At 42.0% G+C, this 14,588-nt stretch carries 11 protein-coding genes; 9 read left to right on the top strand and 2 right to left on the bottom strand.

Going from position 1 to position 14,588, the window contains the following annotated elements; all coding sequences use genetic code 11:
- Positions 1 to 43 precede the first annotated feature (43 nt).
- The 8 genes from nagX to AUR67_RS10630 all read left to right on the top strand — a co-directional run bounded on the left by nagX (position 44) and on the right by AUR67_RS10630 (position 7,634).
- Positions 44 to 1,174 (top strand): transmembrane glucosamine N-acetyltransferase NagX, encoded by a 1,131-nt coding sequence (gene nagX, locus AUR67_RS10665; RefSeq protein WP_054561756.1) that lies wholly within the window; start codon positions 44 to 46, stop codon positions 1,172 to 1,174.
- 210 nt (positions 1,175 to 1,384) lie between these two features.
- The gene (gene nagB / locus AUR67_RS10660) at positions 1,385 to 2,179 is read left to right on the top strand and encodes a glucosamine-6-phosphate deaminase (RefSeq protein WP_058585260.1); all 795 of its coding nucleotides are present in this window, start codon (positions 1,385 to 1,387) and stop codon (positions 2,177 to 2,179) included.
- Between the two features lie 114 nt (positions 2,180 to 2,293).
- Entirely contained in the window at positions 2,294 to 3,211 is a 918-nt protein-coding gene (nudC, locus tag AUR67_RS10655; protein WP_058585259.1) for an NAD(+) diphosphatase, read from the top strand.
- Positions 3,212 to 3,230: 19 nt separating this feature from the next.
- The gene (locus tag AUR67_RS10650; RefSeq protein WP_058585258.1) at positions 3,231 to 4,409 is read left to right on the top strand and encodes a cystathionine beta-lyase; all 1,179 of its coding nucleotides are present in this window, start codon (positions 3,231 to 3,233) and stop codon (positions 4,407 to 4,409) included.
- A gap of 115 nt (positions 4,410 to 4,524) precedes the next feature.
- A complete protein-coding gene (locus tag AUR67_RS10645) occupies positions 4,525 to 5,343 on the top strand; it encodes an ABC transporter permease (RefSeq protein WP_058585257.1) in 819 nt (272 codons plus the stop codon).
- Positions 5,340 to 6,248: an ABC transporter ATP-binding protein gene (locus AUR67_RS10640; RefSeq protein ID WP_058585256.1), complete on the top strand. Its 909-nt coding sequence runs from the start codon at positions 5,340 to 5,342 to the stop codon at positions 6,246 to 6,248. Before AUR67_RS10645 ends, AUR67_RS10640 begins: the two co-directional genes overlap by 4 nt.
- Before the next feature lie 2 nt (positions 6,249 to 6,250).
- On the top strand, positions 6,251 to 6,625 hold the full coding sequence (locus tag AUR67_RS10635) for a PH domain-containing protein (RefSeq protein ID WP_054561750.1): 375 nt from the start codon (positions 6,251 to 6,253) through the stop codon (positions 6,623 to 6,625).
- A 220-nt stretch (positions 6,626 to 6,845) separates the two neighbouring features.
- Positions 6,846 to 7,634 (top strand): putative porin, encoded by a 789-nt coding sequence (locus tag AUR67_RS10630; protein WP_058585255.1) that lies wholly within the window; start codon positions 6,846 to 6,848, stop codon positions 7,632 to 7,634.
- A gap of 56 nt (positions 7,635 to 7,690) precedes the next feature.
- On the opposite strand, the gene AUR67_RS10625 is transcribed toward AUR67_RS10630, so the two are convergent.
- Positions 7,691 to 9,541 (bottom strand): M2 family metallopeptidase, encoded by a 1,851-nt coding sequence (locus tag AUR67_RS10625; protein WP_058585254.1) that lies wholly within the window; start codon positions 9,539 to 9,541, stop codon positions 7,691 to 7,693.
- A 168-nt stretch (positions 9,542 to 9,709) separates the two neighbouring features.
- Between AUR67_RS10625 and AUR67_RS10620 the strand changes: the two genes are divergently transcribed.
- A complete protein-coding gene (locus tag AUR67_RS10620; RefSeq protein WP_058585253.1) occupies positions 9,710 to 11,989 on the top strand; it encodes an acyl-CoA dehydrogenase in 2,280 nt (759 codons plus the stop codon).
- 64 nt (positions 11,990 to 12,053) lie between these two features.
- Here AUR67_RS10620 and AUR67_RS10615 read toward each other — a convergent pair whose 3' ends face one another.
- A complete protein-coding gene (locus tag AUR67_RS10615; protein ID WP_058585252.1) occupies positions 12,054 to 14,423 on the bottom strand; it encodes an EAL domain-containing protein in 2,370 nt (789 codons plus the stop codon).
- Between the last annotated feature and the right edge of the window lie 165 nt (positions 14,424 to 14,588).

The following is a 14,588-nucleotide window of genomic DNA, read 5'->3' as shown; positions in this document are numbered from 1 at the left end:
CCCGCCGTTGTATCGCGGGGCTTTTTCTATTTAAGGTAATACAATGACAACAACACAACCAACAAGAAAACGTTTGGCATCGCTGGATGCACTGCGCGGCATGGATATGTTTTGGATATTAGGCGGACAGTCACTATTCGCAGCGCTCTTCGTTTTAACTGGCTGGACTGGCTGGAAAGTTTTTGAAGCACACACCGTGCACAGCGTTTGGCATGGCTTCACATTTTACGATCTGATTTTCCCATTATTTATATTTTTATCGGGTGTGGCGATGGGGTTAGCCCCGAAACGCATTGACCATTTACCGTTTGATGAGCGCAAAGTGTATTACCGCAAGGCGGGTAAACGTCTTTTATTATTGTGTTTATTAGGTATTTTGTATAACCACGGCTGGGGCACAGGGATGCCAATGGCGTTGGATGAAATTCGCTATGCCAGTGTTCTTGGCCGCATCGCTATTGCGTGGTTCTTCTGTGCAATGTTGGTCTGGCATACCAGTTTACGAACACAAATTATTACCGCAGCAGCTATTTTAGTAGGTTATTGGCTACTACTTTGTTTTGTTCCAGTGCCGGGTGGCAGTGCTGGCGACCTTTCAGCAGCAGGAAGTTGGAATGCATGGTTTGATGCACACTTACTGCCGGGGATTAGTTATCAAAACCGTGTGGTAGACCCAGAAGGTGTGTTGTCGAATATCCCAGCGATAGTTAATGCATTAATGGGTGTGTTTGCCGGTCAATTAGTGGCTCGTGCTCAGCAAATTGGCGAGTGGAAAATGACCGCCTTATTGTTCGCCGCAGGTGTGGTAAGTGTGTGTTTAGGTTGGTTATGGGATTTACAGTTCCCAGTAAATAAAGAGCTTTGGACTAGCTCATTTGTGCTTGTAACCGTTGGCTGGAGTGCCATATTGCTCGCCGTTTTTTATGCACTGGTGGATATTCTGCCAGGGCAACGCGCCGCGTATCCTTTTGTGATCATAGGTGCAAACTCGATTATTATTTATTTAGCGTCAAGTCTTGTGAATTGGGGCTATGTCAGCCAAAGCGTATTTGGTGGGGTGGTTCGAGCTGTGCCAGAGGCATGGCAACCCCTGATGGCGGTGATTGCGTTATTAGCAGTACAAATGCTGGTATTACATTGGATGTATCGCCGTAAGATCTTTGTTAGTGTTTGATAATTATTAGACACTAGCAAAAAGAGTAATTTTTTATTCACTTTTACTTTACAAAGATAAAGCTAGAAGTGATAATGACAGCGTTGTCATAATGGTTATAGCTACTGCATCGTATCCTGGCAGTGGTTTGATCTAAAACCCAGCTCGATTGCACGTGGGGTTGGGTTTTAGGTCCCATTTTTTTCCAACTTATAATTAGAGCTAATCGATATGCAAATAGTGATTCTTGATGATGCAGCCCAAGTTGCAGCGTATGGTGCCAACATCTTTGCGAAACAATTACTAAAAAAACCAGCCTCGGTACTTGGTCTTGCCACAGGGTCAACACCTGTTGCTTTGTATCAACAACTGATCGAAAAAAATAAAGCTGGCGATATTTCGTTTAGCCAAGCGACAACATTTAACTTAGATGAATACTTAGGTTTAACTGGCGAGCATCCACAAAGTTATCGCTACTTTATGAATGAACAGCTATTTAACCATGTTGATATCGATAAACAAAACACCCATGTACCGCCGGGTGATGCAGTAAACCCGCTTGTTGCTTGTAATGAATATGAGCAAAAAATCACAGCAGCTGGTGGTGTTGACATACAACTACTTGGTATTGGCCGTAATGGTCACATTGGCTTTAACGAACCTTCATCAGGTTTGACATCACGCACCCGTGTTAAAACACTGACCAAAGCGACAATTGAAGACAATGCACGATTTTTTGCTGAGGGTGAGTATCAACCGCATTTATCAATCACTATGGGTATTGGCACTATTTTAGAAGCCAAAAAAGTAGTGCTTTTAGCAACCGGTGCAAGTAAAGCGGATGCCGTTCACGCCATGGTAGAAGGCCCGTTAATGGCTAAATGCCCAGCTTCAGCACTGCAACTTCATAAAGATGCGGTGATCATCATTGATAAAGCTGCTGCAAGTAAATTAGAAGATTTAGAGTTCTATCAGCATATTGAAGCTGAGAACCAAAAACTACAAGCGCACCTAGCGACCTTGTAAAATTGTGAGAGAGAATAAAAAAGCCCAGTTTGGGCTTTTTTTATGCCTGTAATAAATTGGGTTTATCATCCGCTTATGGTAGTTTTAGCGAGTAAACTATTTTCAAGGAATGCCATGCTGAATTACTCTCAAATGCCATTGGATCGTGCATCAAATCGTCGTAAAGATCCAAAGTGGTTAAAGGCTCAAATGAATTCTCAGAGTCGCTGGTTATTGGTCAATAACAATCAAAGTTTATTTGTTAAAGACAGTCCTGAAGTGTGTTATTTACGCTTATCTCAAGTGGATCATCTCGATTTATCAAAAGGCATTTTATTGGGTTTAGACGACCATGATGTGGCTCATTTTGCTTTAGATGTCAGCCATGTTCCAGACTCACTCATTGAGCCTATGCTCAATGGCGCTGAATTTGTTGATATTCGCAAGTTAGGCCCACAAGTTGAGCTAAAACAAGGTTCGATTGCCGCACTGGCAAGGGGCTTGTGTTTTTGGCACGCAACGCACCGGTTTTGTGGTCGTTGTGGTCATGAAAATAATATGGTTGAAGCTGGGCATTCACGTTTATGTGAGAACCAAACTTGCCAGCATCAGACCTTTCCGCGAACCGATCCTGCGGTGATTATGATAGTTACTAAAACCTTTTCAGATGGGGTTGAGCGCTGCTTGTTAGGTCGTCAAGCAAGCTGGCCTGAAGGTGTTTTTTCAACTCTTGCCGGTTTTGTAGACCCAGGTGAAACACTAGAGCAGGCCGTTGCCCGCGAAGTCATGGAAGAAGCCGGTGTTGCGGTGACAGATATTCAATATATCGCTTCACAGCCTTGGCCATTTCCATCATCAATTATGTTTGGCTTTATGGCCACAGCAGTTTCAGAAGATATTCAGGTAGATAAAGACGAGTTAGACGATGCAAGATGGTTTAGCCGTGCTGAACTTAATGAATTCGGCCAATGGCATGAGCAGGGCAGTCATCTTAAACTAACCCGACAAGATTCTATTTCTCGATTTTTGGTTGAGCACTGGCGCAACCTGTAAAGCACAGCTTGGACAAATTATGACAAAGACAAATAAAAATACCCAAATCGTCTCTGCAGGGCGTAAAAAAGCGTACACACAAGGGGTTGTGAACCCTGTGGTGCAACGTGCATCAACGGTAGTATTCGATTCAGTGGCTGATTTAAAAGCAGCGGCGAAGAAACGAGGCGACAAAACGTTATTTTATGGCCGCCGCGGTACGACGACACACTTTGCTCTTCAAGAAGCAATTGCAGAACTAGAAGGCGGCGAAGGCTGTGCGCTATATCCATCAGGTGCGGCTGCAATAAGCAATGCGCTACTCTCGTTTGTGAAAACGGGCGATCATATTTTAATGGTGGATACCGCTTACGAGCCGACCCGTGATTTTTGCGACAAAATACTGGCTGGATTAGGAATTGAAACAACTTATTACCCGCCGGGAATTGGTGCAGGGATTAGTGAGCTTATTAAAGATAACACTCGCGTATTGTTTTTAGAATCACCTGGCTCAATCACTATGGAAGTGCAAGATGTGCCAGCCATGGTTGCAAAGGCAAATGAGCGCGGTGTAATGACCATGCTAGATAACACCTGGGGGAATGGTCTGCATTTTAGACCGCTTGAGCATGGTGTAGATATTAGTATTCAAGCAGCGACAAAATATATAGTTGGTCACTCAGATGTGATGATGGGGGTGGCGGTTGCCAATAAAAGGTATTGGCCAACCCTTAGAGAAAATTCATACCTACTTGGTCAATGTACCTCTGCTGATGATGCTTATTTAGCGCTACGTGGTCTGCGTACTATGGCTGTGCGTTTAAAACAGCATGAACAAGCCGCCATCGAAGTAGCTAAATGGCTTGAAACACACCCATTAGTTGATCATATTCGCCATCCTGCTTTTGCAACGTGCCCGGGTCATGAGTTCTTTAAACGGGACTTTGATGGCAGCAACGGCTTGTTTTCTTTTGTAATGAAGCAGGGTAATCAACAAGCGATTGATGCGTTTTTAGATAGCCTGCACCATTTTAAAATGGGCTTTTCTTGGGGCGGCTATGAGAGCTTGGTCACGGCAAACCTGAGTATGAAAGGGCTACGCTCTGAAACAGGTTGGTCGCAAGGCCCGGTAATAAGGCTACACATTGGTCTTGAAGATGTGGCTGATTTACTAGCCGACCTTGACCAAGCGCTTGCAGTGTATGAAAGCCACCTCTAGGTTAAAAGTTTATACTTTGTTACATAAGACCCGCTTGTCGGGTCTTTTTTTTCTGGTAATTCAAGCTGTTTCAACTTAGTGTAATTCTAATAATAAAATTCATTAAGGATTATGAGTGACGCAGTTACATCCTAAACGTCTTGCACAAATTGCCCAATTTGAGCTGGTACGACTATTTCTGACCAAACGTGGTTTGTTGGCGGTTGCCGCTTTTGCCATTTGTTGGCTACTTATTTTACGCTATCCCATTGCCCAATCTGTGACCTTGATTAGCTCACCTGATTTTGCCGACTTTGCAAGGCAAGCATTTGGCGCCATTGGCATCAGTAAATTACTTGATTGGCCTGAATCTGAACTTGCCGTTTATTGGCTGATTGCTCTATTTAGTTTCCCAAGCTTTTGTTTGTTTCTATGTAGTGACCAAACAGTGGGCGACAGACAACGAGGTACGTTACGCTTTTTATCACTTAGAGCCACTCGTTCAGAAATTATCATTGGCCGCTTTTTAGGGCAGCTACTCATTTTAGCAGCATTGTTGTTTGTTACCTTGATGGCAACGGTTGCAATGCTTGGCTATCGTGAGCCAAGTTTGCTGCTTTCTGGCTTATCGCGAAGCTTTATGTTGTTATTTTATTTGCTTGTTGCGGTTATGCCATTTATTGCTTTGATGAGCTTTTTGAATACATTTGCCCGTTCATCGCGTCTTGCATTTGTATTGGCTATTTTGTTCTTTGCTGGCGGTAATATTTTGATTGGCTTACTAACATGGCAATGGCCTGCATTTGAGGTTTTAAATTACATATTTCCGGGCTATCAACTTGATTTAATGGCAGGTCAGCGTGCAGGTGTCACATTGGCTCTAGGTTTACCACTTTTACAAACGGCAGTGCTACTGGTTGCTGGTGAACGAATTTTTGCGAGGAGCTCATTATGACCGTTTTAATTCAAGCACAAGGCTTGTCAAAAAACTACGGGGCTAAACGAGCGCTCGATAACGTTAGCTTTGAGATAAACAAAGGGGCACCGGTAGCGCTAGTTGGTCCTAATGGTGCAGGTAAAACAACGTTATTCAGTTTGTTATGTGGCTATATATTACCAAGCTCAGGAAAGCTATCGGTAATGGGGCATACCCCAGGCAGCGCGGCGTTATTTGGTAAGCTAACCGCGTTACCGCAAGATGCCCAGCTTGATCCTCGTTTTAGTATTGCGCATCAACTTAACTTTTATGGTCAATTACAAGGGCTCAGTGGTGCGGTTCGTAAAAAAGAAACGGCTCGTGTTTTAGAGCTCGTTGGTTTGTCAGAAGTGGCTAAGCAGCGACCGGATGACCTTTCTCATGGTATGCGTAAGCGAGTGACGATTGCACAGGCATTAATTGGTTCACCTGAAATAGTGATGCTTGATGAAGCAACTGCAGGCCTTGATCCAATTCATGCTCGTGAGGTAAGGGAGCTGGTAAGTTCTTTAAGTAACGAAGCAACATTTATTTTAAGCTCCCATGACTTAACTGAGCTTGAGCGATTATGCTCTGGGGTTTTACACCTCGATAAAGGGGTGTTAAGTGAGCATCAAGCCCGTTCTAGCACGCAGGATAATAAACACTTTATTACGCTGCAGTTAAATCAACAATATGATGATGTAGAAGCAAAGCTTGCTGGCCTTGCCCATGTACATCATGTTTATATGAGCCAAGCAAAAGAATATGTGATCGAGTTTGAAAAAACCGCTGAGCCTTTTGATATCAATCTTCTACACTTTTGTTATCAACAAGGTTGGCAGTATCGTCAACTGGTAAATGGTCACACACTCGAAAACCAAATTTTTCATAAGGAGAGCTAACTATGGGTCTATTAAGCGGATTAATGGGTAACGCAAGTGAAGTCGATAACGATGATTTAGAAGAGCTGCTTGCTAATACCCTGATTGATGGTGAAACAGTACAAAAAGCCTATAAAGTCATTCGTGATATGTTCATCTTTACCAATAAAAGATTAATTATTATTGATAAACAAGGTGTTACTGGTTCTAAAGTTGAAATGCTGAGTATTGCTTACTCAAAAATTACTAAGTTTAGTAAAGAAAGTGCAGGGCATTTTGACCTTGATGCTGAACTAAAAATTTGGGTTGGTTCAGATCCAACGCCAATCAGCAAAGACTTTAAAGCAGGAGATAACATTAATGAGGTTTATAGAATTATAAGCGAGTTTGCTTTATAAGGCACTGACAAGCTTTATTTTTTCACTATAAGTTGGCTTAGAGACGCAAGTTTCGGCCAACTTTTTCTTTACATTTGCCGACACTTTATTACAATTAATCAAGTAAAAACAAATGCTTAGTTAAGTTTCCATTCAGTTTTCTCACGTTAGCATGTGCCCAACTTAGCCATCAGGCTAGTTTTCAACAGCAATGAAACAATGTTAATAGGGAAATCTGTTTATGAAAAAGTTAGCAGTTATTATTTCGAGTATACTTCTGTCAACTGCCGCGACTGCTGCGGATAGTTACCAATCAATCAGCCATTTAGGGTACATGGACACCGATGGCAACGACACAGTAAGTGTTGATTCAACGTATTACTTCGCGCCAAAGAAAACAATGGGTCCATACGACCAGTTTGAATACATCAACAGAACAACCAACGTGTTTGGTTCGTACGCAGATGATGACTTTGGTGATGTAACTAACATCGGTGGTGAATACTTCGTACAAGATTTTGTATTTGGTGCGGGTTACAGCAACTACGATTACGGTTCAGATACTGATTTATTCAATGTGTCTGCAGGTTACTTCTTTAATCCTAACCTTCTTCTTAAAGCGACATTTATCGACGTAGAAGACGGTGATAACACTGTAATGTTCGACCTTAAATATAATCACCAGCTTAACAGCACTGATTACTTAGGTTTCACATTCACAGCTGACGATGAGTTTGATTACCGTGCAGTAAATGCAAAATACTTCATGGATCTTCAACAAGGTAACTACCTAACAATTGAAGGTACAATCTCTGATACAGACGATAGCGGTAGCTCTTGGGAACTAGGTTCTAACTACTACTTCTCTAAAGCAACGTCAGCATTTGTAACGTTTAACAAAGAAGATGACTACAGCTTTGGTGCACAGCACTTCTTTAACAAAAATATTGGCTTAAAAGCAGGTTATGCAAACAACTGGGATGACTCAGATTACGATGCATACTTTGCAAACGTAAGCTTACAGTTTTAATCATTAATTTGATGACATAAAAAAGCCCGCATTATGCGGGCTTTTTCGTTTTTATATTACCAACCGCACTGGCGGCCTTCATTTTGCTCATCAAGGTATTTTTGTAGCGGTGCAAAGTAATCTAAGATTGCTGTTGCATCCATTTCTTCTTTACCAGTGATCGTCGCAAGAGCTTCTTGCCATGGGCGGCTTGAGCCCATTTCTAACATTGCATTTAGTTTTTCACCCGCCTCAGCAGAGTTGTAAACTGAACAGCGGTGAATCGCTTCTTCGTTACCAGCAATTTCACATAAACTTCTGTGGAAGTCGAATTGTAAAATATGCGCTAAGAAATAACGTGTGTAAGGCGTGTTACCTGGTACGTGATACTTGGCGCCTGGATCAAAGTCTGCTTCGCTACGTGCGATAGGCGCTTGTACACCTTGGTATTTTTCACGTAATTCCCACCACGCTTTGTTGTAGTTCTCTGGCGTTACTTCACCTGAGAAAACTTTCCAGCGCCATTGGTCTACTAATAAACCAAATGGAATAAATGCTACTTTGTCTAATGCCATTTTCATTAATAGGCCAATATCTTTTGATTCATCAGGTACTTCGTCTAATAAACCAATTTCTTTTAAATAACCCGGCGTTACAGAAAGAGCAATGGTGTCACCAATCGCTTCGTGGAAACCATCGTTCGCACTTTCTTGATAATAAATAGGCTGCGTGTTGTACGCGCGTTGATAGAAGTTATGGCCTAACTCATGGTGAATAACAGAGAATTCTTCACCTGTGCGTTGAATACACATCTTAATACGTAGGTCGTCTTTGCTATCAATATTCCAAGCTGACGCATGGCACTGTACGTCACGATCTTGTGGTTTAGTGAATAGTGAGCGCTCATAGAAGGTATCTGGCAATGGCGCAAAACCCATTGAGGTGAAGAACTTCTCAGCGCCACGTACCATTTTAAGTTCGTCGTAATCGTGCTCAGCTAATAGTTCTGTTACGTCATAACCAGGATCGGCATTTTCTGGTGCAACAACATCGTAAATGTTACCCCACGTTTGTGCCCACATATTACCTAAAAGATGTGCAGGGATAGGCTGGTCTTGTGGTACTTTATCTTCGCCATATTTTTCACCTAGCTTGGCACGAACATGACAATGTAATGAATCATAAAGCGGTTTAACTTGGCCCCAAATACGGTCGAGTTCTTTTGCAAAATCATCGGCTGGCATGTCGTATTTACTACGCCACATAGCACCTGTATCTGCATAACCTAGCTCTTTTGCACCTTCATTGGTGAGTGCAACTTGTTGCTCATAAAGCGGGCGCATAGGTTTTGAAACTTGACGCCAACCTTGCCATAAATCAAGCAATTCATTGTAATCACGGCTCGTTGCCATTTTGGCAGTCATATCGCCAAGGCTTAAACAGCTACCATCTTCTTTACAGTATTTACCTTTGCCATAAATACCCCCTAGCTCAGCTACTAGCTGTGAGAGCTTAGCTGTTTTTTCAGCATCTTGTGGTGCAGGTAAGGTAAGCGCTAGTTTAAGTTTATCGAGTTTACGACGCGCATCGTAATCAAGCTCTAAACTATCGAATTTTGCAGCTTCATTAGCAAGGCGAACAACGGCTTCGGTCATCTTGCGATTTACTTCAGCAGATAGTTCAGCAGTATCATGGGTAATGAAGTTGGCATAAATCCACTCAGCACGGCTTGCTTCTAAATAAAGCGCGCTTAATTCTTTTTCAGTAGCGGCGATAAATTTATCGGCATCTTGTGCGGTTACTTGGCTTGTTTTGACTTCAGCAGTCGTTGTTTTATTGCTCGCAGCGTCATCATTACAGCCTGTAAGTGCAAGTGCACTTGTGACCATAAGCGCGCTGATGCTGAGCTTAAATGGAGTCTTTTTCATAACGTTCCCTAGAAGTTTATTGTTATTTATTGCCCATGCATAATAGCAGTGTCTTAGTAAACAACAAACTGCCTAGTTGAAAACAACCTAAGTAAGAGCTGCTTACGTTGTATTTATGGCACGATCAGTCATACTTGAAGCAGTTAATTAAAATAAAAGGATTGCACAATGACGACCGTAATCATTCTGTTACTGGTTGCTGTGATTGTAATTTTTGCTGTGAAAGACATTCGCATCAATCTTGTCACACGACCTACGTTTAGTATGTTTAAAAAAGTTTTGCCGCCGTTATCGCAAACAGAACGTGAAGCTATGGAAGCGGGTGATGTTTGGTGGGATGGTGAATTATTCAGTGGTAACCCTGATTGGCAAAAACTGCATCGTTTTCCTAAACCTGAACTTAGCGAAAAAGAACGCGCATTTATGGGCGAGCAGGTCGAAACCTTGTTAGCCATGCTTGATGATTATCAAATCGTGCAAAAAGATAAAGACCTACCAAAAGAAGTGTGGGACTACCTAAAAAAAGAAGGTTTTTTTGCGTTAATCATTCCTGAAAAATTTGGTGGTCGCGAGTTTTCGGCGATTGCAAATTCAACCATTGTTTCGAAAATCGCCACTAAGAGCTTAACTGCTGCGGTCACCGTAATGGTACCCAATAGCTTAGGCCCGGGTGAATTACTCCTTCATTATGGTACTACCGAGCAACAAGAGCGTTGGTTGCCAAGCCTGGCTAAGGGTGATGATGTGCCTTGTTTTGCATTAACGGGTCCTGAGGCTGGGTCTGATGCAGGCAGTATTCCTGATACAGGGGTGGTTTGTAAGGGCATGCATAACGGTGAAGAAGTGATTGGTTTAAAACTTAACTGGTCAAAACGTTATATCACCCTTGCGCCAATTGCCACAGTGCTGGGTCTTGCATTTAAAATGTACGATCCTGAGGGCTTATTAGGTGATAAAAAAGAGCTTGGTATTACGTGTGCGCTTATTCCAACTGATCATGAAGGTGTACAAACAGGTGAGCGTCATTACCCGTTAAACATGGCATTTATGAATGGCACAACATACGGTAAAGATGTGTTTATTCCACTTGATTGGATCATCGGTGGCGAAAAGGGCGCTGGTCGAGGCTGGCGCATGTTAGTTGAATGTTTAAGTGCAGGTCGAGGTATTTCGTTACCGGCGCTTAGTACAGCAACTGGCCATTTGGCTTCAAGAATGACATCAGCCTATGCAACGGTACGCCAACAATTTGGTGTTTCGATCGGTCAATTTGAAGGTGTTCAAGAGGCTCTTGCTCGCATTGGTGGATTAACTTACACCTTAGAATCAGCAAGGCTAATGACCGCAGGGGCGATTGACTTAAAATTGAGCCCGTCTGTGGTTACCGCTATAGCTAAGTATCATATGACTGAAATGGGCCGTACAGTAATGAATGACGCTATGGACATTCATTCGGGTAAAGGTATTCAAGTTGGTCCGAATAACTATTTAGCCCATGGCTATATGGGGATCCCGGTATCGATTACTGTTGAAGGTGCAAACATTCTGACTCGTAACCTGATGATCTTTGGTCAAGGTGCCACTCGCTGTCATCCGTTTGTTTTAAAAGAAATGGAAGCAGCTGCAATGGAAGACCATGATGTTGCCTTAAAAGAATTTGACTCATTACTGTTGCAACATATTTTATTTGCTGGCAGCAATGCTGGTATGGCGTTTGTACACGGCTTAACTCGCAGCTACTTTGCTAAAGCCCCTGTTTGTGGTGCAACCACTGTTTACTATAAACAGTTAAGCCGCATGAGCCGTGGTTTAGCATTTTGTACTGACGTTGCGATGCTCGTATTAGGCGGTGAGTTAAAACGCAAAGAGATGATTTCGGCGCGTTTAGGTGATGTGCTTAGCCATTTGTATCTTGCTTCATGTGTATTGAAACGCTACGAAGATGAAGGGCGTCAGCAAGCTGACCTACCATTTGTGCAATATGCCGTTGAGCATTCGTTATTCTGCATTGGTCAGGCATTTGACGGCTTCTTTAAAAACTTCTCTAATCCTGTGGTTAATTTTTTACTAAAACGTATTGTGTTCCCACTAGGTAATCATTACCACCGTCCGAGCGATGAATTAGCCCAAACAATGTGTGAGCACATGAGCAAACCAGGGGTCTTTAGAGACAGATTAACCCACCTTTGTTATGTCGATGAAAATGCAGGGACTGGTGTCATGGAAAATGCCTTTTTAGCCATGATTGATACCCATGAGGATTTTAAGCAGCTTCGTAAATGGCAAAAAGAAGGCACTATTGCGAAAAATCTTGAACTTGAGGGCGCAATTACCGCAGCGGCAGAGAAAAACTTAATTAATGAGACGGTAGCAGAGCGCATGAATCAAGCCAATGAACTACGGAAAAAAGCGATAGCCGTTGATAACTTTGCACCCGGGGAGCTGTAACTTATTGTAAAATATTAATAAAAAAGCCTTGCATTTGTAAGGCTTTTTTATATTAGCGTATACATTATAGGCCTTGAGTAATGACTTTCTCTGCTTCACTGGCTGGCATGGGTTTCGCCTTTAAGAAGCCTTGACCAAACTTACATTGAGTTTGTTTTAAGATTGCCAATTGTTTTTCTGTTTCAATCCCTTCAGCAACGACATCGAGTTTTAACGATTGTGCTAATGATAAAATGGCATCAACTAAGGGGTTATGCGCTTTGTTTAAGTGGTCAATGAAACTTTTATCAATTTTCATTATGTGAATCGGTAATTGATGTAAATAACCAAGCGCAGAGTAGCCAGTACCAAAATCATCTAAACAAAGTTTTACTTCAAGAGGCTCAAGGCCTTTTATAATTTTTGTAGCCAGCTCTAAATTACCAATAAGGCCAGATTCTGTGATCTCTAAGCATAGTGAGCCAAGTGGCAATTTATATTGTTTGTATAAGGAGTGTATTTGAGCTACAAAATCGAGGCTCGCAAAATGACGCGATGACACATTCACAGTAATGCGGCCAAATGCTTTTCCTTCACTTGTCCACTTTGCGATTTGCTTTGCAGCAAGCTCAAGCAAATGTAAGTCTAGATTAATAATCTGGCCGGTGTCTTCTGCAACGGGAATAAAGTCATTTGGCGAGACAAAGCCTTTACTTGGGTGGTGCCAACGCACAAGCGCCTCAAAGCCAACAACCTGTGCATCTTGAATGGTAAAAATTGGCTGGTAGTAGAGCTCAAAATCGTCATGCTCAATACCATGTTGTAAATCATTTTCTATATCCGCATGATTTTTAAGCTTTTTACGCATGGTATTGTTGAAAAACTTAACTTTTCCACGGCCAGATGACTTAGCTTCGTACATTGCAGCATCAGCATGCTGTAGTAGTTTATAAGCTTTATCGTTACTACTCTCACAAAACGCAACACCGATACTGGTAGATGCTTGTAAAAGGTGGCCGTCAATATTGAGAGGTTCAGCGAGAACCTGTTGAATGCGTTCTAGGGCGTCATTAATTTGTTGTTTATCAGTGATGTTTTCCATAAGAATAGCAAACTCATCACCCCCTAAACGGGCAAAGGTATCGGTATTGCGGATTGTACCTAAGATCAACTCACAGATTTTTACCAAAAAGTGGTCGCCAACCTCGTGACCTAATGAGTCATTGATACTCTTAAAGCGGTCAAAATCTAGGTAGAGCAGGGCATGTTGATTGTGCTTATCAGATCTTGCAAGGCGAAGGATTGCATGTTTAATACGCTCAATTAATAACGAGCGATTAGCAAGGCCAGTTAATTCGTCGTGAAGAGCGCGGTGCTCAAGCTCTTGCCTTGATAATTGACGGTCTATTGCCATACTAATTTGGCGGCTTACATATGTTAGCAAGGCGCGGTCATGCTCGTTGTAATGATAACTTTTACTGTAACTTTGTACGGCGATAACACCACTAATGCGCTCATTGACTTTAAATGGCACACCAAGCCAAGACTCGGCCTGGCGACCAACCATTTTAAAATGACCCGCATCAATGTGCTGTTGAAATTCTTCTTTCGTAAAAAGTAAGGATTGGTCGATATTTAATAAGTAATAAGATGCAGTATCTTTTAATTGTTCTTTTGATATTTTTTTATGAGCGTTAGAACGCACGCCTTCTTCGATAATGTAAACCAAATCAAGCACATCAAGCTGCTTATCATACAGGCCAATGAAGAAGTTATCTGCTCTAAGTAAAGAGGTGATAATACTGTGTAAAGATTCAAAGAAACTATCTAGCTCGCTCGATTGATAGGTTAGATTGGCTATTTGCAGCATAGAGCGTTCTAGTTTTTGTGCATCGTTTAACTGCATCACAGTTTGTTGTAAGTCTTCTACGGTGCGAACCTGATTTATCTTGGCGCTTAATAGATGTGCCACAGTTGATAAAATCTCTAAATGGGCATCGTTGTAGTAATCTTTTTGCGGGTGCTCACAGTCAATAACACCCAGTACTTTTTCTTTATAAACTAATGGTACGCAAAGCTCAGAAAGAGCAGGGCGAGAATCTGCTATGTAACGCGGATCTTGACTGACATCGCCAATCATTAACGGTTTACCAGTGCTAGCGACATATCCAGTAATACCTTGATCAAAGCTGATTTCTGTACGATCGATATGGTAAGTATCGTGGCTGCTTGCCGTGCCAATAGACGCCATTTCTTTGAGGGTGCGAGTTTTATCATCGGCTAGATAAATAACACACTCTATAAAACCTAGGCGGCTTACCACTTCTGACGTGACATACTCTAACAATTCTTCAACTGTGTCTAATTGCATCACAGATGATGAGAACTGATTAATAATATGTAGTTGGTCTGTTTTGACCTCAAGTGCAAAAGCAGCGTCTAAACTCTTAGGCATAGAATAAAAGGTAACCGAAATGTTGTATTAATTTATTACGTTAACCTACTATCAAACTATCCACAAAGTTATTTTCAAAAAAAACTGGAACTGGTGTAAACTAGGCACCTGAATATGAACTTGGGTAAATAAGCGAGGTTATTTGCTCAATGTTTACGCTATCCC

Origin of the sequence: Pseudoalteromonas sp. XI10 (genome assembly GCF_001469895.1) — a bacterium.
Classification (GTDB): domain Bacteria; phylum Pseudomonadota; class Gammaproteobacteria; order Enterobacterales; family Alteromonadaceae; genus Pseudoalteromonas.
The sequence above is the reverse complement of the archived record's forward strand: the minus strand, read 5'-3'. Positions and strand labels throughout refer to the sequence as shown.

What these genes read in the sequence shown, in the direction of transcription:
- nagX (WP_054561756.1), top strand. Translation starts at nt 44, where the DNA reads ATGACAACAACACAACCAACAAGAAAACGTTTGGCATCGCTGGATGCA.
- nagB (WP_058585260.1), top strand. Translation starts at nt 1,385, where the DNA reads ATGCAAATAGTGATTCTTGATGATGCAGCCCAAGTTGCAGCGTATGGT.
- nudC (WP_058585259.1), top strand. Translation starts at nt 2,294, where the DNA reads ATGCTGAATTACTCTCAAATGCCATTGGATCGTGCATCAAATCGTCGT.
- AUR67_RS10650 (WP_058585258.1), top strand. Translation starts at nt 3,231, where the DNA reads ATGACAAAGACAAATAAAAATACCCAAATCGTCTCTGCAGGGCGTAAA.
- AUR67_RS10640 (WP_058585256.1), top strand. Translation starts at nt 5,340, where the DNA reads ATGACCGTTTTAATTCAAGCACAAGGCTTGTCAAAAAACTACGGGGCT.
- AUR67_RS10635 (WP_054561750.1), top strand. Translation starts at nt 6,251, where the DNA reads ATGGGTCTATTAAGCGGATTAATGGGTAACGCAAGTGAAGTCGATAAC.
- AUR67_RS10630 (WP_058585255.1), top strand. Translation starts at nt 6,846, where the DNA reads ATGAAAAAGTTAGCAGTTATTATTTCGAGTATACTTCTGTCAACTGCC.
- AUR67_RS10625 (WP_058585254.1), bottom strand. Translation starts at nt 9,541, where the DNA reads ATGAAAAAGACTCCATTTAAGCTCAGCATCAGCGCGCTTATGGTCACA.
- AUR67_RS10620 (WP_058585253.1), top strand. Translation starts at nt 9,710, where the DNA reads ATGACGACCGTAATCATTCTGTTACTGGTTGCTGTGATTGTAATTTTT.
- AUR67_RS10615 (WP_058585252.1), bottom strand. Translation starts at nt 14,423, where the DNA reads ATGCCTAAGAGTTTAGACGCTGCTTTTGCACTTGAGGTCAAAACAGAC.